Below are 25,278 nucleotides of genomic sequence, written 5' to 3' on the forward strand. Positions count from 1 at the left end.
AATGGGAGGTGGAACGGGCGCACACGGCGGCCCTTGCGGACCGGATAGTAGTCCTCCGCGTGTGATGAAGAAACTAACGCCTGTTTGATTCCCACGGTTGGAACGGCCGCAAGGAGGCTCCATGGTTACAGGGCCTTCCCTCCCGAGCTCCCCATGAACGACAAAGCCCTTATCGTCGGAGCCAGCGGCATCATCGGCAGTGCACTCTCCGAAAGGCTTGTCGAAGACGGCTGGCCGGTGGCCGCCCTTGCCCGCCGGCCTGGCACGCAGACCGCCGTCCGGCCCGTCGCCGCCGACCTCACCGACGCCGAGGCCACTCGCGTGGCGCTTGCCGACCTCGCGCCGACCCACGTCTTCATCTCCACGTGGTCGCGGCAGGCGAACGAACGCGAGAACATCCGCGTCAACGCCGCCATGGTCCGTAACCTCCTCGACGGCGTGCGCCCGGCCGGCAGCGTTCGCCACGTCGCCCTGGTCACCGGCCTGAAGCACTACCTCGGGCCTTTCGAAGCGTATGGCAAGGGCGTGCTGCCCGAGACACCGTTCCGCGAGGAGCAGGGCCGCCTCGATGTCGACAACTTCTACTACGCGCAGGAAGACGAGGTGTTCGCCGCCGCCGCGCGCGATGGCTTCAACTGGAGCGTGCATCGCCCGCATACCGTCATCGGCGTGGCGGTGGGCAACGCCATGAACATGGCGACGACGCTCGCCGTCTATGCCTCCATCTGCAAAGCCACCGGCCGGCCATTCCGCTTTCCCGGCTCGGCTGCGCAGTGGCAGAGCCTTACCGACATGACTGACGCGCGCCAGCTGGCTCGTCACCTGGTCTGGGCGTCCACGACGCCGGCAGCCGCCAACGAAGCCTTCAACGTCGTGGATGGTGACGTCTTCCGCTGGAGCTGGATGTGGTCGCGCATCGCGTCGTGGTTTGGCCTGGAAGCCGCACCCTTTGATGGCGAGGTCTTCCCCCTCGAACAGCAGATGGCCGACGATGCCGACGTATGGCGGCATTTGGCAACACGCCATGGCCTGGTTGAAGCGGACATGCATCGCCTTGTTTCGGCGTGGCACAGCGACGCCGACCTGGGCCGTCCCATCGAAGTCGTCACCGACATGTCGAAGAGCCGCCGCCTCGGCTTCCTTGACTACCAGCCCACCGACCACGCCTTCTTCGACGCCTTCGAGCGCCTGCGCGCGGAGCGCCTGATTCCCTGACCCGACCCGCCGGCAGGGCCCACGTCCGCCTGTCCGCCGGACGTTTGTCCGCGGACAGGCCGCCGGCGGGGGCGAGGACCGCGCGGCGCCGCGAAGCCTATGGCATGCACCTTGCAAAGCTACCCTGAGGAAGACACCACAGGGATCGCCAACGATGTTCGGTTACTACGTGCAACTCGGGCTCCGCAGCCTCAGGCGCAATCCGGTCCTCACGCTGTTGATGGTGCTGGTGATCGCCGTGGGCGTCGCGGCGTCGATGACGAGCTATGCCGTGTTCCGCGTGACCTCGGGTGATCCCATCCCGGAAAAGTCGTCGCAGCTGTTCATCGCGCAGATCGACAACTATGGCCCGGAGGGCAGCGACGGCGATCCGTTGCCGTGGCTGACCTGGCGCGATGCGACGGCGCTGGTCAATGCACACAAGGCGAAGCGGCAGACGCCGCTCTATCCGATCGCTGTGTCGATCGTTCCGGACGATCCCAACACGATGGCCTCGCCCGCACGTGGTTATGCCGTGCAGGCCGACATGTTCCCCATGTTCGACGTACCGTTCCTTTTCGGCGCTCCCTGGTCGGCGGCCGACGATGCGGGTAGCGCGAGAGTAGTGGTCATCGGCAAGAACCTTAACGACCGCATGTTTGGTGGTGCGAACAGCGTAGGACGCGAGATCGACCTCGAGGGCACACGCTTTCGTATCGTCGGCGTCACCGATCGCTGGGATAGCCGTCCACGTTTCTTCGATCTCGACACGCGGCAGAAAGGCTTCGGCGATCTCGGCGAGATCTACATGCCATTCGCTCGTGCCATCGCCGACGGTCGCGAGCCCTCCGGCGGCAACGTATGCAACCGTCCTTCGAAGCCAGGCTGGGACAATTTCGTCCATTCCGAATGCATCTTCGTCAGTTTCTGGGCAGAGCTTCCCGATGCCGCGAGCGCGACGGCGTACCGGCAGTTCCTGCACGACTACTCGGCCGAACAGACCCGAAGCGGTCGCTTTTCGTGGGCACCGAACGTACGGCTGCGCAACGTGATGGAATGGCTGGACTTTCGCAAGGTCGTACCGGCGGAAGCCCGCATGAGCGTATTGGTCTCCGCCGCCTTCCTCGTCATCTGCCTGGTCAACGTCATCGGCTTGCTGCTGGCCAAGTTCATGCGCCGTGCGCCGGAGATCGCCATACGGCGGGCGCTCGGTGCATCGCGTGGCGCCATCTATGCGCAGTTCCTGCTCGAGGCGGCCTCCGTCGGACTCGCTGGTGGCCTGCTCGGGGTCATTCTTACGGCGCTGGGGACCTTGTGCATCGGTGCCGTGTTCGATCCGGCGATTGCCAACCTCGTCCACATGAGCCTGCCCCTGCTTAGCCTTACTGTCCTCGTCGCCCTGGCCAGCACGTTGGTCGCGGCCTTCTATCCCACCTGGCGCGCCTCACGGGTGCAGCCGGCATGGCAGCTCAAAGCCAGCTGACCCGGAGCTCCCTATGCCACCTTTCCGTCCCATTCTTGCCGCCCTCCGCTATCACAAGTCGGGCGCCCTTCTCATCGCACTGCAGGTGGCGCTCACGCTCGCCGTGGTCTGCAATGCATTGTTCGTCATCGAGCATCGGCTGCAACGCCTGTCGCGCGACACCGGTGTCGCCGAGAGCGAGCTGATGGTGGTGAACAACAAGTGGGTCGCTCCCGCCGCCGAACTGCCGGCGCGCCAGGCCGCCGATGTCGCCATGCTGCGCGCGCTGCCCGGCGTTGCGGATGCCTACGCGACAAACGCGTTTCCGTTGATGGGAGGAGCCTGGCAGAGCGGCGTGCGGCTCGACCCGACCAGCCAGCACTACGTCAGCGAAGGCGCGTCGATCTACTTCGTCGACGACCACGCGCTGAATACCCTCGGGGTCAAGGTCACCGAAGGCCGCAACTTTCGTTCCGACGAGATCGGCGCCCTCGTGCCGAACGGCAGTCCCGACACCCCGTCGATCATCATTACGCGCGCCCTGGCCCGGCGTGCCTTCCCCGACGGCCATGCACTCGGCAAGGCGTTTTATATCGGCAACCGTGATGCACGCCCGAGCACGATCGTCGGTATCGTCGAACACGTGCAGACACCGCAAACCGATAGCTCAGATGACATCTACTGGAATGATTCGATCTTCGTACCGATGCGTCTCACCGGCAGTGGCGCGTTCTTCGTCATACGTGCGCAACCGGGCCGGCTGCCTGCACTCTTGCATAACGTTCCCGATGCGCTGAAGGCGCTGAGCACGCGCCGCGTGATTCCGGCACCGCATGGCGTGCTCGCTTTCAGCGAGGTGCGCGACATGGCCTATCGTAGCGACCGCGGTCTGGCCTGGATGCTCGCCGGCATCTGCGTGACCCTGCTCGTCGTTACCGCCGCCGGCATCGTGGGACTGACCAGTTTCTGGGTGGGCCAGAGGCGCCGACAGATCGGCATTCGCCGTGCCTTGGGCGCGACCCGGCGCGATATCCTCGTGTATTTCCTCACCGAGAACGGGCTCATCAGCCTCGCGGGAGGTCTTGCCGGCGTCGTGCTGGCGTTCGCGCTCAACGCCTGGATGATGAAGGCCTTCGAGACCTCGCGGCTCTCGCTGCTCTACGTCGGCGGCGGCATGTTGATCCTGTTGTTGCTCGGGCAACTCGCTGTGCTGTCGCCTGCCCGGCGCGCGTCACGCGTACCGCCCGTGGAAGCAACGCGGACGATCTGAGTCACTTCAGCGGCGAACGCAGAACAGCCCACCGGCACCCGGACTGGCCTGCAACACCGCGTCGGACAGTCGCGCTCGCGAGGTTGAAACGTACGCCCCGCCCTGCCGGTTGAAGCACAGGCTGCCGACATGCGGGGCGGGAATCGACACAAGCTCGTCCACGGCACCGTTCGCGGCAAGTCGCACGATGCATCCGCCGCCCCACATGGCGACCCACACCGAGCCGTCAGGATCGATCGCCATGCCATCGGGCTTGCCGGGTGCGCCAAGGAAGTCGGTGACTACCCGTGGTTCGTCCAGCGCCAGGTCTTTGCCGGGGCGAGGATAAGAAAGCAAAGTGCGGCCAAGCGTGTCGATCACCAGGAGTGACGCGCCGCCATCGGCGAACGCCATGCCATTGGCCACGCCGAGACCATCGGCAACCTGCACCACCGGGGCGTCGACATCGGCCGCGTAATAGAGCGCACCCTTTCCGGTCAGCAAACCGCGATGCATCGAGCCTGCCCACAGGCCGCCTTCGGCATCGACGACCATATCGTTGAGTCGACAACCTGCCGCCAATGGCGCACGCGTCATGGCCGAGAGGGCACCGGTACGCACGTCGATGAGGCAGAACCCATCCTCACCCGCACCGACCCAGGATCCATCGGGCCGCTGCGCCAGCGACCAGATCGGCATGGACAAGACGATGTCCCGAACGATTCCCTCTGACGCGTACCAGCGCAGCAGACGACGGTTCGGCGGGTCGACCCAGAGCACGTCGTCTCCGTCCATGCGCACCGCTTCACCTACCAGTGCATGCGGCTGGGCGATCAGGGTCACTTCACGCCTGCTCATGCCGAAGCACCCCCGTTCTCCGAGTGGATGGCGGCAAAACCCTGCGCCGATGCGTCGCCCGCATCCACGACCACCGCACGTAGGTTCAGTCCGGCTAACGCCTCCGCATACAAGGCACAGACCGGTGCTGCACCGACCAGCGTGACGACCTGCCCATCATCCATCGGGTAGAGCATCCGGGCGTCTGCGATCTCCGCACCGATCAGCAGGCCACGCAGGTAGGAAGCGGCGTCCTCCCGTGTCAGGTCTTTGCGAATCACCTTCGCCCTGACACCAAACAACTGCGTTCCCAGTCCCAGCGCGCGATCGGCACCTGCCCTCGTGCCGGATGTGAACGCCGCGCCAGCCACCGCCGGCGCAGCGACGATCGACGCGAGCATGCCGGCCGCCGTCAGCCGGTCGAATATCTCACCGGACATCGCGGTCATGAACTCCATGACGCGACCACCGGCCATGCGCACCCATTTGCTGTGCGTGCCAGGGAGCGCGACGATGCCATCGCGCGGTAACCTCCCCGCTCGCATGAGGCCGAAGAGTTCGGTCTCCTCGCCGCGCATGATGTCGGGCGCGCCGTCGCGCTCACGGCGACACGCCAGCCCGGGCACGATGTACATAAGGCGCCCCGCGATGTGTGTCGCGTGCAGGTTCGCCGTCAGTCCGTCGAGTCCGATCGGGCATTCCGCATAAGCCACCTCCTCCCAGCCGACGTTCGAGCCAACCATGCCGCAGGCATAGATCGGCTGCGCATCCGGCCAGCGCTGTACCATCCGCTCGATCTGCGCGGCCATGCCGTCGCGGTCGAGCGAGCCGATGCCCGCGGGTTCGGCGAAGGCATCCCGCAGAACACCCGTGTGGTCGATAAGATAAGCGCGAAAGTTGGAACTGCCCCAGTTGATCGCTATGAAATCGCGTCCCATCGTGTCCCCTCAGCGGCGCGTCACCGACGCGCCGCCGTCAATCGGAAAAATGCCGCCGGTAAGCCAGGCACTGCCGTCGCCGGCAAGGAAAAGGGCGAGTTCAGCGACATCGTCGGCGGTGCCGAGTCGTCCCAGCGGATGGCGGCCTATGTTGCGTTGGCGCGCGGCATCCGGATCACGGTCCAGAGCGAAGGAGGCCTGCATCATGGGTGTGTCGACCGAAGCGGGCGCCATGCCATTGACGCGCACCTGCCAAGGTGCGAACTCGAGCGCTGCCGTGCGAACCAGCGACTCGATTGCCGCCTTGCTCGCCGCGTAGGCTGCCAGGGTCGGTGTGGCGAAGCTCGCGTTGATCGACGAGGTCAGCACGACCGAACCGCCGCCTGCGTCGCGCATGGCTGGCACGCAGTGACGAAGCAGCCGCACGGCAGATAGCACGTTGACGTCATAGGTCTCCATGAACAGCGCGTCGCCGGACTCGAGGATCGAACCCGGCGGACTGATCCCGGCGCAATGCACCAGGATGGTCGCCGGTCCATGCGCAGCGGCGGCGAGGGCAACGGCATCGCTCACCGCCGCATCGTTGCGCAGGTCCACTTCGATCGACCGCGCCACGTTCGGCGATGCGTTCAGGTCGAAGCCCGTGACCGATGCCCCTTCGTCGCGCAACCGACGCGCCACTGCCGCGCCGATGCCGCTCGCTGCCCCCGTGACGATCGCCGCGCGTCCCGCCAGTGTCTGTGTTCTCAACCGCCCTCTCCCCTGTGGCCGTGCCTGGACATGATCAGAAGCGCCAGGTCAGCGTGGCCATGTAGTTACGGCCATATACCACGTTGGTGCGCAGACCCTCGGTGCTGCCGTCATAGGTACGCTGTTTGCTGTTCAGCAGATTGGTGGCCTGAAGCTGCATGGAGATCTTGTCGGTGAAGTTGTAGCTGACCGACGCCGCCAGGTCCGAATAGTTGTCGTTATAGATACCGGTATTGGCGGCGGACAGGCTCACGAAGTAGTTGTCGCGCCAGTTGTATGCGACACGGGCGCTGAAGGGGCCGGTCTCGTAGTAGAGGATCAGGTTGACGTTGTTCTTCGACAGACCGGGGAAGCTCAGCGACTGGCCGGTCACATCCTTGATAGGTGTCGTCGAATCGATATAGGTGTAGGTCGCGACCATGCCGAAGCCACTGAGCGGTTCGGGCAGGAACGTGAAGGGCACCTGGGCCAGGAACTCGGCACCCTTTACCGTCGCGTGGTCGCCATTGACCTTGCGATTGACGAAGTAGTCCACGCCGCCGTAGCTCTCGGGACTCTGCTGCTGAACGATGAAGGTCGAGACGTCCTTGTAGAACAGACCGGCCGAGAGCATGCCCGTATCGTTGTAGTAGTACTCCAGCGACATGTCGTACTGGTCGGCCTTGAACGGCTTGAGCGCCGGTGCGCCGCCACTGCCCGTTCCAGGGGTGATCTGTACGCCGTTGTCGAACACCGCATTATTGTTGAGCGTCACGCCATTGTTGAGGTCTTCGGTATTGGGGAAGGCGACCACGCGAGCGGCGCCGCCACGCAGGAGAAGCTTGTCGGTGATTTCCCACTTGGCGATGGCGGAAGGCAACCACTCGCGGTCCGTGTTGCGGTAGTCGGTCGGGATCGCCGCGCCGGTCGCGGAAAGGAGGTTACCCCTCGAGTCCAGCTCACGCTGCACATAGCGCATACCGAAGTTGCCCGACACCGGCATGGAGCCGGCATCGAAGCCCCAGTCGACCTTCGAATACGCTTCGCTGAATTTCTCGTCGATGCTGAAGGTGCCTGCATAAGCGAGCGCGTTGTTACGTCCGTCAAGGCACTGGGCATTCTGGCTGATCGACGGAATGCCCGTGAACGCGGAGCAGCCGGTGAACACTTCGCGGAAGCTGCCCAGATAACTGCGCGGCAGGCCGTCGAACTCGCCCTTCATGAAATCGTCGTTGCTATAGATCCGCAGGAAGTCGCTCAGCTGGGTGGAGGGAACGCCGTTGGTCGGACGGATATCCGCGCGCAGCGGATCCTGGTCGCTCTTGACCTTCGTCACCCGGGCGCCGAAATCCAGCGAGCGCCAGTGATCGGAGTCGAAGTTCCAGGTCCAGTCGGTGCGCGCGGCCGGGGCATCGGTCTTCGCCCGATAGTCGTTATCGAACAGGATGCTCATGCGCATCTGCGAGGGGTCGGTCAGGTTTACGCCACCGACATTGAAGCTTCCGAAGGCTCCCTGACGCAGATCGTAATCGATGACCGAGGTAACGCCCGCCGCCGGTTGCAGGCGCATGTAGTTCTGGTGGTAATCCGCCTTCGAGCGGTCATAGGAGACTTCAGCCGAACCATCGAGATGGTCGCCGGCCTGGAACTTGGCTTTCAGTGCCGTGGACCAGACGTCGGCTTCGATATCGGCGATTTCAGTGTTGGCCTGGATCGGGCTGGTCGAGCGCCCGGCGACCAGGATGTTGTTCGGTGAATACACCGCGTTGCTCAGCCCCGCACTCGGGTTGAACGCCAGCCAGTAGCGGTCGCGGTCCGCCGTTTGCTTCGAGTAGAACGTGTCGCCGATGATTTCCACGCCTGGCACGGGACGCCACTGGAGGATGGCGCTGACGCCCTTCTTCGTGCGGTCGTCACTGATGTCCTGGGCGCGCATGTCGGTGGAGCCGTAGCGCGTGACCGCTGGCGTCACCGAGGTGTCCTTGTAGGACGCGTAACCGGAGAACGTATCCAGGCCCTGCTGGACCACCGTGCTGTGGCTATAGGTGGCGGCGATCATCGCGCCGAAGCGTTCGTCCTTGGTGTGGCCCGAAAGCAGCGCGAAGCCATCGCCGCCGCCCTTCTTCGCCAGCTTGCTGTACGTGCCCGAGACGCTCACCACGTTCTGGTCGCCGTCCACATTGAGCGGCATGCGCGTTTCGATATCGATGATGCCGCCGAGCGCGCCCGCGACCTGGTCGGCGCTGGCGAGCTTGGTCACCGAAAGACGCGAGATGAGTTCAGACGGGACGAGGGTCAGAAGCCCATAGGTGGACGTATTGAGCTGATCCAGGCCATTACCACCGCGCCCGGTGGCATCGAAGATCTCGCGGCCGTTGTAGAGGTAGACGTTCTGGCTGAGACCGCGAACGAGCACGCTGCTGCCCTCACCCATCCCGCGTTCCAGTTGCACGCCGGCCACGCGGCCCAGTGACTCGGCCACGTTGGTGTCCGGCAGCTTGCCGATGTCGTCGGCGACGATCGCATCCACGATCTGCGTGGAGTCGCGCTTGAGGTCGCGCGACTTCTCGAGGCTCTGGCGAATTCCCGACACCGTGACACCCTCGAGCGTGATCGGGTTCTGGTCCTGCGGCGCGGTGCCTGCTTGCGCCTGCGGCTGAGCGGGCGGCACCGGTACCTTGGTGGTTGTGTCGTTGGCCGTGCTCGTCTGCGCGACGGCCGGAACGGAAGCGAAGAGCACCTGTGCAATCAAGGTCGACAGGATGGTGCGACGAGTAAGACGCATGTTTATTTTTCCTCCCCCGAGGTCTCACGGATTTTGCCGGTTAGCGCCGTGTGCCAACGCGTTTTCTGCTTGGCATGGTGTAACTATTATAGCAATATAGATATCGTTGCAAGGACCGCCGCACAACTAAATCATTGATGCAACGCAACAATTCCCTCTTCGAGGAAAGCGACGACATGACCCACCTGGCAGGCGTTTTTCCCATACTTCCGACGATCTTTCATGGGTCGGGCGAGCTCGATCTCGCCGGCACGCGCAACGTGCTCGAATACATTCTCGCCGCCGGTGCGGCAGGCGTCGTCTTCCCAGGTCTGGCGAGCGAGTACGACATGCTCTCGATTGACGAGCGGTTCGAGGTTACCGGCGCGCTTGGCGAGTGGATCGGTGGCCGCGTGCCCTTCGTGGTCGGCGCGAGTCATCCCGATGGCACGGTGGCGACGCAGCTCGCGAGCGCGGGCGCGAAGGCAGGCGCTGTTGCGGCGATGATCCTTACACCGCACGCACATGCGGGCGACCCGGAAGCCATGGCCCGCTATTTCAATGATATCCACGCTGCATCGGGCATCCCGATCATGTTGCAGAACGCACCGGCGCCGATGGGCGTCGGCCTCGGCGTGACGCAAGTGGCGGCGCTGGCGGCGGCGGTCAAAGGCATTAGCTACGTCAAGGAAGAAACGCAGCCTTCCGGCCACCGCATCACCGCATTGGCGGCGCAGGCGCGCGGCAACGTGACCGCCGTCTTCGGCGGCGCGGGCGCGCGTTATGTCATGGACGAATTGCAGCGCGGCGCCATCGGTACGATGCCTGCCTGCGAAGTCACCGAAGTGCACGTGGACATGCTCGCGCGCTACAACCGCGGGGACGTACAAGGCGCGCGGGACCTGTTCGAGCGCACCCTGCCTCTGCTGAGCATGCAGGCGGTGTTCCGCTGGCGACTGACCAAGGCCGTGCTGTTGCGTCGTGGCCTTATCGCGAATGCCCATGTCCGCGCAGCCGGCCCCACGCTCGACGTCTGGGACGAACGCGAGCTCGATGCCCTGCTCGCCCGCATCGCCGACCTGGTCCCCCTCGACCACACGCCCGGCGGAAGCGCGAGAATGTCCGCATGAATGCCCATGTCGCCAAGGTCGAAACCTTCATCGTCACCGTTCCACGGGACACGCCTTACCTCGGCCCGCTCGGGCCCGGGGAGCGCGTCAACTCGCGTGGCTATGTGGTGCGCAAGGGCAATGGCACCATCTACCCCTCGGTGGATCGCTCCATCGCCGTGCGTATCACCGACGCGGACGGCAACGAAGGCTGGGGCGAAACCTATGGTATCTGCGCGCCGCGGGCCACCACCGAGATCATCAACGACCTGCTCGTCCCTGAACTCATCGGCCGCCATCCCGACGACGTCGAACAGATCTGGGATGACCTCTACGGACTCATGCGCGTACGTGGCTGTACCTCGGGCTTTCATGTGGATGCGATCACCGCGCTCGACATCGCCTTGTGGGACCTGCGCGCACGTCACCATGGTTTGCCCCTGTGGCAGCTGCTCGGCGAGCGACAGCACGACCGCGTGCCCGGTTACCTGTCCGGCCTTCCGGCGGCCACGCTGGAGGGGCGTGTCGAGATGGCGAAACGCTTCCGCGACGAGGGCCACGACGCGTTCAAGATCCACGCCGTGGTCAGCAGCGAAGGCATCGTCGAGGAGGTAGCCGCGCTGCGCCAGGCACTCGGTGACGATGCCCTGCTCATGGTCGACCTGCACTGGAAGTTTTCACCCGAAGAGGCTCTGGACCTGATCGGTCGCATGGCCGTGTATCGACCGCATTTCGTCGAAGCACCGGTGAAACCGGAAGACGTGGAAGGCCTCGCCTGGCTTGCGAAGCGCTCGCCCGTGGCCATCGCGGCCGGCGAAGAGTGGTACACCGAGTACGAGGCGCGCCTGCGTCTGTCGCATCGCTCCGTCTCTTTCATCCAGCCGGAGATGGGTCATACCGGCATCACGCAGTTCCGTCGCATCCATGCGCTCGCCGAAGCCGGCGGCATCGCTACCGCACCGCACGCCACGGTCGGCGCCGGGATGTTCCTGGCGGCGAGCCTGCACGCCTCGGTGACCATGCCAGGCCTGTGGCGGCATGAGTGGCAGCACTCGGTGTTCTCGCGTTCGCTGGAATTGCTCGACACCGACATGGCCTATGCCGACTGCAATTACCGCTTGCCCACGGGACCCGGCCTGGGTGCGCGCCCGGGCAAGCGTTTCTGGGATTACGCCGAGCTCGTACCGTGAGTCAACGGCACCGTGTCCGCGATGAGTCGCGAGCGCGGTGCCAGCTTCACTGCGAGCCACGCCACGCCAAACGCCAGCGGATGCAGGAAGGCCATCAGCACGAAGCTGCGATCGAAGTTCCCGCTCGACACGAGGCTGGCGACGACCTGGGCGGACAACATGCCACCGAGCGCACTGCCTGCGCCGATGATGCCGAATATCGTGGCGATGTTGCGACCCGGATAGAGGTCGACGACCAGGGTGCTGATGTTGATCTGGTAAACCAGGTGCGCGAACGCCACCGCCGAGCCGATGGCGAACAACAACGGCAATGCGGGATGGAACGCGGAGAACATGCCCACCGGCGCGATCACGGCCGCACCGGCCATGGCGATAAGGCGGCTTCGCGTGGGTTCGATGCCACGCTTTACCAGCCAGCTCGAGATCGCACCGCCGCCAACGCTGCCCACGTCGGCCGCGAGATAAACCACCCACGCCACTGACGCCACCGCGGCCAGTTTCATACCACGCACGTCGTTGAGGTACTTGGGAAACCAGAACAGGTAGAAGTACCAGACCGGATCGGCGACGGCCCGCGACAGCACAAGCAGCCACAGCGTGCGATCACGCAGCAAGGTTCGCCAAAGCACGCCCTCCTGCGCTACGCCCGGCCCTTTCACCGCGCGCTCTTCGCGCGGATGGATCCACAGCCAGGCACCGAGCCAGAGCAGCCCCGCTGCACCGGTCACCACGAACGCCGAACGCCAGCCGTAAACCATGGCGACGCCGCCGATGAGCGGTGGCGCCAGCGTGGCGCCGACCATCGCACCGGCCGTGTAGATACCGAACGCGAGGCCGCGCTCGCCCGCCGGGAACCGCTCCGACACCACCTTGGAACCGACCGTGTAATTGCCCGGCTCACCGAGTCCGAGGGCAAAACGCGCGGCGCCGAGTTCGAAGGCGCTGCGCGCCAGGCCCGTGAGCAGATTGGCCACCGACCACCAGGCCACGAACAAGGCGAGGGCCATGCGCGAACCGAGCCAGTCGGTGATACGCCCGGCGAGCAGATAGGCCACCGTATAGGCGAACAGAAACACCTGCACGATGTGCGCGTAAGCAGCATCGGTGATGCTCAGGTCCACCTGGATGGTGGTCGCAAGAATGGAGAGCGCCTGGCGGTCGAGATAATTGATCACCGTCGAGACGAACAGCAACGCGAGCAGCGCCCAACGCAGCCGCCCTGGCCGTGCGCCCTCCCCGTTTCCTGCCGTCATACCGTGCACCCCCACCAAGACGCATGGAACGTATTACTAAAATAGCAACATGGTCAAGGCAGGGTGCGGCGAGAAATCAGCCGATCTCCAGCGCCGCCAGGCGTAGGGCCTCGACCAGCTCGGCCGTGGCCGATTCCGGAATCCAACCCGACATGGCCAGGCCAGCGACTACCGGCTCGCCGCTCGCCACCGCCACGATGTGGTGATCGCGATCGTCCGCCACGTGCACGCGCGCATAACCCTGCTTGCGTGTCCGCTGCAGGGTATCGAGGAGGCTGTCGACGCCGTCGGTGAACATCGGGATGTCGCGGTCGGCATAAAGCTCGCGCACTTCGTCATCCGGCAACTGCGCCAGTAGCACGATGCCGATGCCGCTTGTCGTCGCCGGCAGCAGGCCGATACGTCCCAGGCCACGCGCCGCTTCAATGCCCGGTGGCGCATGGAACAGGTAGCTGACGCTGTCGTTCCAGAGGACGCCCATCGCCACGGTGTGTCCGAACCGACGCAGCCGCTCCAGCTCGGGCAAGGCGCGGCGGATGAGTCCCGAAGCGAAGAGGCTCTGCGCGGCGAGCACATGCATGCCCGGACCCGGCGCGTACTTGCGATCGGAGGTCTGCCGCACGATGCCCATATAGGCGAGCGTCTTCAGCAGGCGGTTCACGCGCGTGGTGTTGGCGCCCAGTTGCCGGGCAAGTTCGCGGCAACCCACGGGCTCGGAAGCCGAAGCCAGGGCCTGCAACGTGAGAATGCCGTCGATCAGGCTCTGGTTGGGCTGTGCATTGGGCTTTGCGCGCATGGCTACAGATTAGCCGTACGCGAGTTCGGATCGCCACAGCTGTCTTGATCGCGTGAGGACGAATGCTCATGGATCCCCCTCAAGAGGAGCTCGACGATCCTGCGCAGTTCGGGCTCGAGATCGTCCTGTGCCGTTTGCGCAATCAACGTTGGATGATGGAAGGCCGCGGTCGCTCGATAGAGAAGATTCGCCGTTTGCAATGCATCGGGTCCATCAGCCAGTCCCGCCGTCATGACAAGGCTGGATAGTTGGTCCATGCGGCTTTTGAGGTGCGCGATGACGAAGGGTTTGTCGAGAGCCGACGCGATGTCGAAGGCCCGATAGAGTTCGGGATCATCGATGGCCCGCGCCCGCTTCATACGGTAGAGCGTGACAAACCATTCAAGGATCTGGCCATCGGGCGTGCCGTTCCCTTCGGTGACCGGGATTGCGGCGGCGTGGCTCGCCTGCAGCCATTGTGCGGTGACCGCGTCGAGCAAAGCCGCCTTGTCCGTGAAATGCGCGTACAGCGCTGCATGGCTGACGCCAATGTCTCGCGCGACGTCGCTTAGCCTGACTTTGTCGAAACCTACGAGCCGCATGCGTGCCAAGGTCGCGTCGATGGCCTTTTTCTTGAGTTGATCGGCGGGTAAACCAGTGCGCGGCACGGTGCGTGGGTCCTTGTTGACGGGCGCGGTGATTATAAGTTACAAAATATGTAACTTGTAACCACTAGCTGAATTCTCCGGCTAGTTATCGGAGTTTCGCATGACAGAAATGACCACGCGCCGCCTTGGATCCCATGGCCCGACAGTTTCCGCCCTCGGCCTGGGCTGCCAGACCTTCGGCCGCAGCCGGAACGATGCCGAGGCCGAGGTCGCCGTCGGGACCATCCAGGCGGCCCTGGATGCAGGCTTCAGCTTCCTCGACACCGCCGATTTCTACGGCAGCGGAGTCAGCGAACTGAATGTTGGCCGGGCCCTGAAGGGTCGGCGCGACCAGGCGTTCCTCAGTGTGAAATTTGGCGCACAGCTGTCACCGAGCGGCAAGATCATCGGCCTCGACGGCCGGCCGAACTCGGTGAAGAACTTCGCCGCCTACTCGCTGAAGCGGCTGGGCGTCGATGTCATCGACCTCTACCAGCCGGGCCGGGCCGATCCCGACGTTCCTTACGAAGAGACCATCGGCGCCATTGCGGACCTGATCCAGGAAGGTAAGGTGCGATACCTCGGCGTGTCCGAAGTAGGCGCCGATCTGATCCGGCGCGCGCATGCGGTGCACCCGGTGACAGCGTTGGAGATCGAGTATTCGCTGGCGTCCCGCTTCATCGAAGCGGAAATCCTGCCCGTAGCTCGCGAGCTTGGCATAGGTGTCGTCGCCTACCGCATCCTGGCGGAAGGGATGCTCGCGGGCACGCTACCGCAAGGCCAGCCGCCGGAAGGGGCACACTTCCTGGCACCGCGCATGCATGGCGAGAACTACACGCGCAACAGGGCGACGGCGAAGGCGCTCGACGACATGGCGGCGGACAAGGGCGTGACCTCGGCACAGCTCGCGCTGGCCTGGGTCCTGTCGCGTGGTCAGGACATCATTCCGCTGACTGGCGTCAGCCGCCCCGCCCGGATCGCCGACAACATGCGCGCCCTCGATGTGGCGTTCACACCCGACGAACTCGCGGCACTCGATCGCGCGTTTGCGCCTGGAGCGATCGTCGGTTCGCGATACCCGGAGTTCGTGCTGAAGTGGGCGGCGAGGTGAATCGTCATCCGTCCGGGCTGGCAGCGCTATGTCAGACCGCCACCGGTGCCTTGATCGCCGGATACGGGTCGTAATCCACGATGGCGACATCGTCGAAGCGGAAGTCGAAGATCGACTTTATCTCCGGGTTGAGCGAAAGCCGGGGCAGCGGACGCGGCTCGCGAAGGAGCTGTTTGTCCGCCTGCTCCATGTGATTGGAGTAAAGATGCGCGTCGCCCAGCGTGTGCACGAAGTAGCCCACTTCCAGCCCGGTCACCTGGGCCATCATGTGGGTAAGCAGTGCGTAACTGGCGATGTTGAACGGGATACCCAGGAAGATGTCCCCCGAGCGCTGGTAGAGCTGGCACGACAGCTTCCCGTTAGCCACGTAGAACTGGAACATCGTGTGGCAGGGCATCAGCGCCATCTTCGGCAACTCGCCGACGTTCCATGCGGAAACGATGAGGCGACGCGAGTCCGGGTTGCGCTTGATCTCGTCCACCACCCAGGCGATCTGGTCGACCACCTTGCCGTCAGCCGTGGGCCAGGCGCGCCACTGGCGCCCGTACACGGGGCCGAGGTCGCCGTTCGCATCGGCCCACTCGTCCCAGATTCTGACGCCGTTTTCTTTCAGGTACGCAACGTTCGTGTCGCCCTGCAGGAACCAGATCAGTTCATGGACGATGGAGCGCAGGTGAAGCTTCTTCGTCGTGACCAGCGGAAAACCTTTGGCCAGGTCGTAACGCATCTGCCAGCCGAAGACGCTGCGCGTGCCGGTACCGGTCCGATCCGATTTCTCGGTGCCGTGGTCGCGCACGTGGCGCAGGAGTTCGAGATAGGGCTGCATGGCTCGGGACGATATCAGGTCGCCGTCGCGGGGGTGACCGCGACGGGAGCGTAGGGCGCGCGGCGCGACATCGCCAGCCACAGGATGCCGAGCGCGATCAGCGGCAACGAGAGCACCTGCCCCATCGTGACCCAGCCGAACGCCAGGTAGCCCAGCTGGGCATCCGGCACGCGGACGAATTCGATGATGAAGCGGAAGCAGCCATACATGAGGGCGAACAGGCCCGAGATGGCATAGCGCCGGCGCGGCTTCAACGAGAAAATCCAGAGCACGGCGAACATCACCACGCCTTCGAGCGCGAACTCGTAGAGCGGATTGGGATGGCGCGGAAGCGCATCCGGTGCGTGCGGGAAAATCATGCCTATGGGGAGGTCGGTGGGCTTGCCCCACAGCTCGCCATTGATGAAGTTGCCCAGGCGGCCGAGGCCGAGACCCAGGGGGACCAGCGGTGCGACGAAGTCGATCGTGTCGAAGAACTTGACGTTATTCCGCCGCGACCACCAGATGCCTGCCACCACCACGCCGAGCAGGCCGCCATGGAAGGACATCCCTCCGTCCCAGATGCGGAAGATCGCCAGGGGGTCGGTCCAGATCCAGGAGATGGCCGTGTAGAACAGCATGTAGCCGACCCGGCCGCCCAGCACCACGCCCATCATGCAGTAGAACATGAGGTCGCCGAAGCGGTCCGCGCTGACAGGCAAGCGACCCTGCCGGCGGCGATACTCGCCAAGCGCCCATCCGCCGAGGAAGCCGCCGAGGTACATGAGCCCGTACCAATGGACCTGGAGAGGCCCGAGGGACAGGGCGACGGGATCGATATTGACGACGAACGGAGTTGCCATGGAAGGCCCAGTAAGAACGCAGGGGGCAAGTGTAGCGCCCCGTCCCCTTCCGCAGATCGCCTTGCCGTACGTCCACGAATGGGATATATCCCGCCTCGGGGTGCCATCCGGGGGGACGGGCGCCGACACGGAAGCATCACCAGGGGAGTTGACGATGAACCACCGTTTCGTGCGGCCGTTGCTGGCCGCGCTTTGTCTTGCCACGACCGCCGCGGGTGCGGCCGACCTGATCCCGGTGGCGGACTTCGCCCGGCGGATGCCACTGACCGATCCCAGCCTCTCGCCCGACGGCCAGTACGTCTCGATGGCCTTCCACGACCCCGACGGCAAGACCCATGGCCTGGCGATCTACAGGGTCGGCGACATGACCAAGCCGGTCACGCTGATCCGCATGCCACCCTACGAGCTGCCGGCGAGCATGATGTGGGCCAGCAACACCCGGCTGGTTGTCGCTCGCGGCAAGGTCGACGGATCCATCGGTGCGGCTTCTTATACCGGCGAGATCATGGCGATCGACGTCAACGGCAAGAACCCGGATTACCTGTTCGGCTACGAGGCCGTCGGCAAGCGCGCTGCCACGCGCGCACTCGACCGCGGCTGGGGCACCATCGATGGTGGCCCGATCGACGCCAACGGCCACTTCTACATGCGGGCCACTCTCTGGGGCGACGAGGATCGCAGCACCCTCTACGACGTCGACGCGCAAACGAGCGCGCGCCGGCAGATGGCCGATATCGGCCAGCCCAACATGAGTTTCCTGGTCGCGCCCGACGGCACGCCCCGCTTCGCCTTCGGCACGGGCACGGACGCGAAGTGGCAGGTGTACCACCGCGAAGGTAGCGGCTGGACGAAACTTGCGATCAATCAGGCACACCGATCCTTCGAACCGGTCGCTTCGGTGGCAGGCAATGACAAACGGATCTATGCGCTGGCCAGCCCTGACGGCAAGGGTGGCGAGTTCATCGAGCAGGACGAGGACGGCAGCAACCTGAAGGTGATCCGCAAGGACGACTTCGGCTGGGTGTCTGCTGCGGGCCTGTGGACACCGGCGCCGTTGCGTCCCTTCGGCACTATCGTCGACACCGGCATCCCGAAAGCCGAGTACATCGACCCGCAAGCGCCGATCGCCAAGCTGCATATGGCCTTGTCGCTGAAATTCCCGGGCAACTTCGTCAGGTTCGTCGACTTCAGCCGGGACGGGGGCCAACTGATGTTCGAAGTCGCCAGCGACCGCGAACCCGGCCGTTTCATGTTGATCGACACCAAGACCTACAAGGTGACGAAGCTCTTCGACGCCCAGCCGTGGATCGACCCGGCGAAGATGTCCGAACGCCGGCCGCTCCGCTTCAAGGCCAGCGACGGCCTGGAACTCGAGGCCATCCTCACCTTCCCCAAGGGGCGCCCGGAGACCAACCTGCCGATGGTGCTGCTGCCCCACGGCGGTCCGTACGAGGTCTCCGATGACTGGTACTACGACACGGACGCGCAGTTTCTCGCCAGTCGTGGCTACGTCGTGTTGCAGGTGAATTTCCGCGGTTCGACAGGGCGTGGAAGCGCCTTCGAAAGCGCCGGCCTGAAGAAATGGGGCACGCGTATCCAGGAAGACCTGATCGACGGCGTGAAATGGGCCATCGCGCAGAACTATGCCGACCCGAAGCGGGTATGCGTTTTTGGCGCCAGCTTTGGCGGTTATTCGGCGCTGATGGCGCCGGTGCGCGCACCCGGCATGTTCAAGTGTGCGGTGGCCTACGATGGCATCTACGACCTGGGCATGATGTACACCAAGGGCGATATCCAGGAGAAAAAACTGGGCGTCAACTATCTCAACATGGCGATCGGCAACGACCAGGCCGAGCTGGCGGCGAACTCGCCCACCCACCTCGCCGACAAGATCGACGTGCCGGTGTTCCTCATCCACGGCGAAGACGACGAACGGGCCCCTTTCGCCCACTTCAAGGCCATGCGCGCGGCCCTGGATGCGGCGCACAAGCCCTACGAGGTCCTGACCAAGCCCGATGAGCGCCACGGCTTCGTCAAGCCGTCGAATATTGAAGAGATGTACACCCGCCTGGAAGCGTTCCTGGAAAAGAATATCGGTGGCGGGCAGCAGGCGACGGCCTCGACCCAGTAGCAAGCCAGACCCCGACCGGCGGGCGTCCATGACTTCCGCCGGTTGCCCCCGTCACGCCGCACGCGTTATCTTCGCGTGATCGTCGGTCCCGGGTGGGGTATGGCGGGGCTTGGGAGGCTTCAGGGTATGCACGTCAGTTCCGGGCACAAGCGCCTCGTCGCAGGGCGACGCGTAGCGCTTGCCGCAGCGCTCGGAGCCTGTTTGCTCGCAGCCGGGGCCCACGCGCAGGAAGCCAGTTCGTCGGCGGAAATGCTCGCGCCGGTAAACGTCAGCGTGACCGGCTCGCGCATCCGCGGCACCGACGTCGAAACCGCCCAACCCATCTTCACGATGGATCGCCAGGCGATCCGAGACACGGGCCTGACCAGCCTGGCCGACATCATCGGCCGCATTCCGTCCGCCGGGACCCCAGAAGTCACGCCGCAGGACACGCTCTCGTCCAGCACCGACGCCGGCGGCCGTTACGCCAACCTGCGGAACCTCGGCGCCGTGCGTACGCTTGTCCTGGTCAATGGCCGTCGCTGGGCCACCAGTCTCAATGGCCTCACCGACCTGTCGACCATTCCCGTGGCGATCGTCGAGCGCATTGAAGTCCTCAAGGACGGCGCTTCGTCGATCTACGGCTCCGATGCCATCGGCGGCGTGGTCAACATCGTTACCACCGACCGCTTCGAGGGCGCTTCGGCGGATGTGCTCTACGGCGTCAACGGCAAGGGTGACGGCACCCAGAAGAACGGCACGTTCACCTGGGGCAAGAGCAGCGAGCGCGCGTCGATCATCCTTGGCGCCAGTTATGAAGACAGCGACGAGCTATACGACAGCAAGCGTTCGCTGACCGACACGGCGTATGGACCGCGCCATCCGGATGACGGTTTCGGTATGGGGCCCTATGGCGGCGTGGTCGATCCACGTGCGCCCGGCACGTCAGGCGCCGGCGCGTATGCCGCCGATGGTTCCTGGATGGCCAACCGCTACGTGGTCAACCACCCTGGCGGCGTGGCCGGCAACACCGCAGACCTGGCCAACTATCACCCGTACGACGTCGACAGTAACGCCGACAAATATTCGACGCCGCAGGACATGACCTTCCGCGCCGGTAGCAAGCTGCGCAACCTGTTCGCGACGGGCCGCTACAACATCACCGATGACATCGCCCTGCGCGGCATGGCCAGCTACGGCGTGCGCGACACACGCAGTCAGGCGGCCGGCTATCCACTGGAGAGTGGCTCGGGTCGCACCAGCGATCTGGTTATCGACGCCGCCAACGCTTACAACCCATTCCCGGGTTACGACACTGATTTCTTCCGCCGCACCACCGAGCTTCCGCGCATGAGCTGGGCGAAGAGCAAGGCGTTCCATGTCGATGCCGGTGCAGAGGGCAGCTTTCTCTGGGGCGAGCGCACCTGGAATTGGGACGTCACCTACGGTTATTCCGAAGCGCGCGACAGCCGCACCGACAGCGGCAACATCAACCTGGTCAACGCAGCCAAGGCGCTGGGACCCACCGCAGTCGTGAACGGCAATGTCGTCTGCGCCAATGCCGCGGATCGCGCGGCGGGCTGCGTGCCGTGGAACATCCTCGCCGGTCCCGGCGGCACGCCGGATGCCGTGTGGAACTACGTGCAGTCCACGACCACCGCACGCCAGGTGACGCGGACCAACGACATCGTCGCCAACCTGACCGGCGGCGTGTTCGACCTGCCTGCCGGCACGGTACGCGTTGCCGGTGGCTTTGAGCATCGCGACGAGAACGGCCGCTACGTGCCCGATCCCGCCGACTCCGCTGGACTGACCACCCAACTGGCCAGCAATCCAACCAACGGTGGCTACATCGTCAACGAGGCTTACCTCGAACTCGACGTACCGTTGCTGGCCGACCTGCCGCTCGCCCGCGAACTGGCGGTGAATGCATCGTCGCGCTACTCGCACTACACCGCGTTCGGTGGCCGTACGAACAACAAGTACAGCTTCCGTTGGAAGCCGTTCGACGACCTGCTGCTGCGTGGTACGTACGCCGAAGGTTTTCGTGCGCCGACGGTTGCCGATCTCTACGCGGGTTCTGGCGAGAGCTTCGAAAGCTTCCTCGACCCCTGCGACAGTGCCTACGGCGCGGCAGCCTCCGACGCCGGTGTGCGAGGGCGCTGCGCGGCAGCCGGTGTGCCGGCGAACTACCGGCAGATCGACCAGTCAGGCGCGCAGGTCAACTCAGCCACCGGCGGCCAGAATCCGGTGGCTTTCCGCACGGGCGCCAATCCCGCATTGCGGCCGGAAACGTCGATCACGCGCACCGCGGGTCTGGTCTATAGCCCCAGCTATGCCGATGGCCTTGATGTCACGCTCGACTATTACAAGGTCGACATCCGCGACGTGATCACGCCGATCCTCGCCGGCGACATTCTCAACTTCTGCTACGTGCGCAACGATCCGACGTATTGCGGTCGTTTTACGCGCGCGGCGGACGGACACATCACTTCGTTGGATGAAAGCCTGACCAACCTGGGCACACTGCGTACCGAAGGCTACGACCTCGGCGCGCACTATCGCTTCCCGGAAACGCGCTACGGTGAGTTCACGCTGCTTTCGGATAGCACCTATCTGAAGGACTACACGCAATCGAGCAGTCCTGGTTCGGCACCGCGACAGCTCGCTGGCTACATGAACGGCGTGCAGGGTTTGTACCGCGTGCGTTCGAACCTGTCGCTCGACTGGTCGTGGCGCCGCTTTGGTGCGACGTGGACCGTGCGCTACTTCGACGGCCTGAAGGACTCGTGCTGGTCGTCCACGGTCGAGTGCAACCGACCGGATGAAATCAACGCGATCACCGGTGTCACAGGCGTGAGTCGCAAGGGCTCGGTCGCGTTCCACGACGCACAGTTGCGTTGGCAGGCACCGTGGAATGGCAACTTCCGCGTCGGCATCAACAACGTTTTCGCGCGCAAGGGACCGCTGTACTACAACGTGTCCAGCGCCGGTGGCGGCAGCCCGCCGTATAACCCTGCCTTCGACATCGACCGCTATTTCTATGTGGGTTATCAGCAGAAGTTCTGACGTTCCATACCATCCAGGCACCTGCCTGAAAATCTAAGTACTTATATACTTGGCGCCAAGGAATGGAGCTTCTTATGCCAATGACCCGCGATGACACAACGTTGAGCCGGTCTAACGGAAATGTGTTCGCTGACCTTGGATTTGCCGAACCCGAAGCCAGTGTTCACAAGATGCGATCCGAACTCATGATCGCCATCGAAAAGATGATCGACGATAAGCATCTGTCCCAGACAGAAGCGGCCCGGGTCTTGAAAGTGAGCTAAAGCCGGGTATCGGACCTTCGCCGTGGCAAGGTCGAGAAGTTCAGCCTGGATATACTCATGACGTTTGCCGCCCGCATGGGCAACGAGGTCCAACTCAACTCGCTTGATGGCGACTGAGGAACGCCTGTGGCGGTCTGATCGTCGTGGAGTGACGTGCCGGCGAACGACGGCCGGCGTGTACCAGGTCGGTTACTTCAGCGCTGCTGGCCGAATGGCACACGGCGGACAGGGCGCGTTGAGTACCCCGAAGGCCCGCCTTCTCACCATGCAAGATGACCCCACTCACTCGTGAGCTGGCAAAGGAGGGCCACGAGGCGCGCTGCTTCCGTTGCCGCCATCCCGAGGGGGATGATTTCGCAACGAGCGTGTCCTTGAATGGTCTTAGGCCACGAATCAATGGTTATCTGGCCGACGATCCGGAAACGTGTATCGAATGTCGAAAATGAAACGCCGACTCGCTATGCCGGGCACTTGTGCAAGAGTGCCGCGACGCGCAGCATTTCACAGCCATTGAATAGCGCTGTCTGTTGGTGTTGGGCGCATGTTGCCGGCATCACCCTGATGGCATCGACTATCGGACTGGCTCACTTGCCTGGCAGGGCAGTGACGATTGAAGTAGCCCTGCCTCTTTTCAGGAGGCTTCATATCCATGGATAGGAAGAGGAAGACATCATGATTCGCACCGCAGGAAGCATCGAAAAATCCCCAAGAGCCAGTGATGTCCTACCCTTTGCCATGATCGACGTAAGTCCAACGGGAAGAACATTTTCTCGTCATCGATTCTTGAGCTTTGGGGTCTTTTTTTTCCTTGTCGCGACTCCTGTCGCAATACCACAAGCCGCTCGCGCAGCGGTGTCGCAAGCCACCGCACAAAGTCTGGTCGATGCAGTGAACAAGATTCGACGGGAACAGTTCGACACACCTCCGGTAACCTACAGCACTAGCTTGCAGTCAGATGCCCAGCAATGGGCCGAACATTGCGTTTATGATTATTCGAGTTCGGAAAGCAATGGAGAAACCCTCGCCTTTCTTACCAGTCCTACGCCGCTGACACACGAAGTAATTGTCGCCAAGGCCATAGACCTGTGGGGTGCTGAGATCGTCGACTACGATTACTCAACTGGCAGTGTGTCTCCGGGCAAACTCGCTCCCAATTGGACCCAGATTGTGTGGCGTACCACACGTCAAGTGGGCCTCGGCATCGCATCGTGCTCCTCCGTACCGGGGCTCCCGACGGCAGGGTATGCATACATAGTTGACGCTCAATGGGACGAGCCAGGTAACGTTCTTGGGGAATATTCCGAGAACGTCGGCTTGCCAACGTTCTACGCCGAGGCCGTGCACAGCGCCGCGAATGGTGGCACCGCACCTCCACCCCTCACCACGCCTTTGTTGGTACTAGGCGCGGATAACGCCGTTGGATTCCGCGATGGGGTTAACGCTACCGTTCTCCTTACCGGCAACCTTACCCTCGATTTCGGCACCACCTCCAACGGGGGTGTGGCGGCCGGAAACCTCGTCGTATACACACAGGGCCTCGACATTGACGCCCGCGTTGATTTCTTCGACGAGAACCGCGTTTCCATTGGCCAGGGAGTCCTGCGTCCTCGCGCTACCGTCAATGGAGTTCATTCGGCCATGGCATATCCGCCGACAGCAACGCGTTACCGTTACATTTCTCTAAGCGGTGTCGGTATTTATGGCGTTGATGCCGTTTCGGCCGTTGTCGGCACTCACGATGGAGATCCCGGCTTTGTCAACGGTCCTCAGTAAGCGCGGTCCTCGCCCACATGGTGGCTTCACGGCACCAACGCCAACGGTGAAACAATGTCGGCCCCTTCACTACGTGCAGCCGCCCCATTCGTGTTCTGCCCCACCGCAATAAGCCACTGCCCGTGTTGCTTGCGTGCGAGCAGCACCATGAGGCCGGAGCGCGGCGGGAGCGCGCGACCCGCTTCATCCGTCGCGCCGGTGATCTGCCAGGTGTAGTGCACCGAGGCGAGGTCCGGCGCGAGGAAGCGCACGTTCGCGCCCATGACACGATTCATCGAGAGACGAAAACGGTCGCCAAGAATGCGCGTGTGATACGTCTCGAAATCCTTCTGTCCGCGCATCCACTTGCCGTCGACCGTGACGAAATCCACGTCGCGTTCGGTAAGCACGGCCAGGCCATGACCATCGTGGCGGTTCCATGCATCGATGAAGGCCTGGGGTAGCGCCGTGAGCGCGGCTTCATCGTTAGCCGTCTGCGCCCGGGCCAGGGACGGGCCGAACAGTAGAACGAGCAAGAACAGGAAGGTCTTCATGCGTCGCACCGGACGGGAATGACCTGACGAGGGTGCTACGGCAGGCGTCGCAGGACCATTCCCCGAATGGCGTATGCCTGCGGCACCCTGGTGCGTAACACCGGAGTTACAGCACCAGCGGTCTATCAGGCAGCTGGTTCTCGCGTGGGCGGCCGTCGGCCGGGAAATGCCGCGCGAGCAAGGCACCCGCGTCGGCCACGCCGATCTGTACACCTTCGCGGAAACGCCCTTCAGCGAAGGCATCGCGCATGTGGGTCGTGATGGCTTCCCACTCAGCCGGTGCGACGGCCTTGGCAATGCCGCGGTCCGCGATGATCTCGATACGATGCTCGGCGAGCAGGACGTAGAGCAGGACACCGCAATTGTCGTCGGTGTCCCAGACGCGCAGGTGCGCGAACAGCATCGCCGCGCGGTCGCGAGCCGTGACACCCGACGCGACGGCGGACATCGGCAGGCGCGATTCGATCGCGACGCGCAGTTCGCCACGGTGCGTGGCTTCGCCGGTCGAGACCGTGCTCGCAATGGCGTCCAGCGTATCCGGGCCGAACTGTCGGCCGATCTGGAACCAGGCGCCGAACAGGTTGGCGGTTATCCGTTGCATATC

At 63.9% G+C, this 25,278-nt stretch carries 20 protein-coding genes and 1 pseudogene; 10 read left to right on the top strand and 11 right to left on the bottom strand.

Annotation, left to right across the window (positions count from 1 at the left end; translation table 11 throughout):
• Nucleotides 1-153 precede the first annotated feature (153 nt).
• The 3 genes from C8J98_RS19400 (at nt 154) to C8J98_RS19410 (ending at nt 3,926) form a co-directional block, all read left to right on the top strand.
• Nucleotides 154-1,215, top strand: coding sequence for an SDR family oxidoreductase (locus tag C8J98_RS19400; RefSeq protein ID WP_107915137.1), 1,062 nt, complete (start codon nt 154-156; stop codon nt 1,213-1,215).
• A 154-nt stretch (nt 1,216-1,369) separates the two neighbouring features.
• Nucleotides 1,370-2,677 (top strand): ABC transporter permease, encoded by a 1,308-nt coding sequence (locus tag C8J98_RS19405; RefSeq protein ID WP_107915139.1) that lies wholly within the window; start codon nt 1,370-1,372, stop codon nt 2,675-2,677.
• A gap of 13 nt (nt 2,678-2,690) precedes the next feature.
• Nucleotides 2,691-3,926 carry an FtsX-like permease family protein gene (locus tag C8J98_RS19410; protein ID WP_107915141.1) on the top strand — a complete coding sequence of 412 codons (1,236 nt, stop codon included), beginning with the start codon at nt 2,691-2,693 and terminating at the stop codon, nt 3,924-3,926.
• A 6-nt stretch (nt 3,927-3,932) separates the two neighbouring features.
• Here C8J98_RS19410 and C8J98_RS19415 read toward each other — a convergent pair whose 3' ends face one another.
• From C8J98_RS19415 to C8J98_RS19430, 4 genes are read right to left on the bottom strand one after another with little or no spacing between them, the layout of a single operon-like run.
• Entirely contained in the window at nt 3,933-4,763 is an 831-nt protein-coding gene (locus tag C8J98_RS19415) for an SMP-30/gluconolactonase/LRE family protein (protein WP_107915143.1), read from the bottom strand.
• Nucleotides 4,760-5,680 (bottom strand): 2-dehydro-3-deoxygalactonokinase, encoded by a 921-nt coding sequence (locus C8J98_RS19420; RefSeq protein WP_107915145.1) that lies wholly within the window; start codon nt 5,678-5,680, stop codon nt 4,760-4,762. The genes C8J98_RS19415 and C8J98_RS19420 overlap by 4 nt, the downstream gene beginning before the upstream one ends.
• A 9-nt stretch (nt 5,681-5,689) precedes the next feature.
• Nucleotides 5,690-6,430, bottom strand: a complete 741-nt coding sequence (locus tag C8J98_RS19425) for an SDR family oxidoreductase (RefSeq protein WP_107915147.1) — start codon at nt 6,428-6,430, stop codon at nt 5,690-5,692.
• A 34-nt stretch (nt 6,431-6,464) separates the two neighbouring features.
• On the bottom strand, nt 6,465-9,194 hold the full coding sequence (locus C8J98_RS19430; protein ID WP_107915149.1) for a TonB-dependent receptor: 2,730 nt from the start codon (nt 9,192-9,194) through the stop codon (nt 6,465-6,467).
• Between the two features lie 176 nt (nt 9,195-9,370).
• On the opposite strand from C8J98_RS19430, the gene C8J98_RS19435 reads away from it, so the two are divergent.
• Together C8J98_RS19435 and C8J98_RS19440 are read left to right on the top strand one after the other, a co-directional pair.
• Nucleotides 9,371-10,303, top strand: coding sequence for a dihydrodipicolinate synthase family protein (locus tag C8J98_RS19435; RefSeq protein ID WP_107915276.1), 933 nt, complete (start codon nt 9,371-9,373; stop codon nt 10,301-10,303).
• Entirely contained in the window at nt 10,300-11,472 is a 1,173-nt protein-coding gene (locus C8J98_RS19440; RefSeq protein ID WP_107915151.1) for a mandelate racemase/muconate lactonizing enzyme family protein, read from the top strand. The genes C8J98_RS19435 and C8J98_RS19440 overlap by 4 nt, the downstream gene beginning before the upstream one ends.
• Here the strand turns inward: C8J98_RS19440 and C8J98_RS19445 are convergent.
• The 3 genes from C8J98_RS19445 to C8J98_RS19455 form a co-directional block, all read right to left on the bottom strand.
• A complete protein-coding gene (locus C8J98_RS19445; RefSeq protein WP_107915153.1) occupies nt 11,451-12,725 on the bottom strand; it encodes an MFS transporter in 1,275 nt (424 codons plus the stop codon). The two genes, C8J98_RS19440 and C8J98_RS19445, sit on opposite strands and share 22 nt — an antisense overlap.
• A gap of 76 nt (nt 12,726-12,801) precedes the next feature.
• Nucleotides 12,802-13,521, bottom strand: coding sequence for a helix-turn-helix domain-containing protein (locus C8J98_RS19450; RefSeq protein ID WP_107915155.1), 720 nt, complete (start codon nt 13,519-13,521; stop codon nt 12,802-12,804).
• A gap of 2 nt (nt 13,522-13,523) precedes the next feature.
• A complete protein-coding gene (locus tag C8J98_RS19455; RefSeq protein WP_107915157.1) occupies nt 13,524-14,168 on the bottom strand; it encodes a TetR/AcrR family transcriptional regulator in 645 nt (214 codons plus the stop codon).
• 100 nt (nt 14,169-14,268) lie between these two features.
• Between C8J98_RS19455 and C8J98_RS19460 the strand changes: the two genes are divergently transcribed.
• Nucleotides 14,269-15,258: an aldo/keto reductase gene (locus C8J98_RS19460; protein WP_233260304.1), complete on the top strand. Its 990-nt coding sequence runs from the start codon at nt 14,269-14,271 to the stop codon at nt 15,256-15,258.
• Between the two features lie 31 nt (nt 15,259-15,289).
• Here C8J98_RS19460 and C8J98_RS19465 read toward each other — a convergent pair whose 3' ends face one another.
• Both C8J98_RS19465 and lgt read right to left on the bottom strand, forming a co-directional pair.
• Nucleotides 15,290-16,084 carry a thymidylate synthase gene (locus C8J98_RS19465; protein WP_107915159.1) on the bottom strand — a complete coding sequence of 265 codons (795 nt, stop codon included), beginning with the start codon at nt 16,082-16,084 and terminating at the stop codon, nt 15,290-15,292.
• Nucleotides 16,085-16,098: 14 nt separating this feature from the next.
• On the bottom strand, nt 16,099-16,926 hold the full coding sequence (gene lgt / locus C8J98_RS19470) for a prolipoprotein diacylglyceryl transferase (protein WP_107915161.1): 828 nt from the start codon (nt 16,924-16,926) through the stop codon (nt 16,099-16,101).
• Between the two features lie 154 nt (nt 16,927-17,080).
• Here lgt and C8J98_RS19475 point away from each other — a divergent pair, with 154 nt between their 5' ends.
• The 4 genes and pseudogenes from C8J98_RS19475 to C8J98_RS19490 all read left to right on the top strand — a co-directional run bounded on the left by C8J98_RS19475 (nt 17,081) and on the right by C8J98_RS19490 (nt 24,141).
• Nucleotides 17,081-19,057 carry a S9 family peptidase gene (locus tag C8J98_RS19475; protein ID WP_107915163.1) on the top strand — a complete coding sequence of 659 codons (1,977 nt, stop codon included), beginning with the start codon at nt 17,081-17,083 and terminating at the stop codon, nt 19,055-19,057.
• Between the two features lie 126 nt (nt 19,058-19,183).
• Nucleotides 19,184-22,105 (top strand): TonB-dependent receptor, encoded by a 2,922-nt coding sequence (locus tag C8J98_RS22550; RefSeq protein WP_107915165.1) that lies wholly within the window; start codon nt 19,184-19,186, stop codon nt 22,103-22,105.
• Nucleotides 22,106-22,185: 80 nt separating this feature from the next.
• Nucleotides 22,186-22,485 (top strand): annotated as a pseudogene (locus tag C8J98_RS22400) (helix-turn-helix transcriptional regulator).
• 555 nt (nt 22,486-23,040) lie between these two features.
• Entirely contained in the window at nt 23,041-24,141 is a 1,101-nt protein-coding gene (locus C8J98_RS19490) for a CAP domain-containing protein (protein ID WP_107915167.1), read from the top strand.
• Between the two features lie 26 nt (nt 24,142-24,167).
• Here the strand turns inward: C8J98_RS19490 and C8J98_RS19495 are convergent, their stop codons facing one another.
• Nucleotides 24,168-24,674, bottom strand: a complete 507-nt coding sequence (locus C8J98_RS19495; RefSeq protein ID WP_107915169.1) for an SgcJ/EcaC family oxidoreductase — start codon at nt 24,672-24,674, stop codon at nt 24,168-24,170.
• A 106-nt stretch (nt 24,675-24,780) separates the two neighbouring features.
• Nucleotides 24,781-25,275 carry a TPM domain-containing protein gene (locus C8J98_RS19500; RefSeq protein WP_343125730.1) on the bottom strand — a complete coding sequence of 165 codons (495 nt, stop codon included), beginning with the start codon at nt 25,273-25,275 and terminating at the stop codon, nt 24,781-24,783.
• Nucleotides 25,276-25,278: the final 3 nt, after the last annotated feature.

Origin of the sequence: Luteibacter sp. OK325, assembly GCF_003050935.1 — a bacterium.
Taxonomy (GTDB): Bacteria; Pseudomonadota; Gammaproteobacteria; order Xanthomonadales; family Rhodanobacteraceae; genus Luteibacter.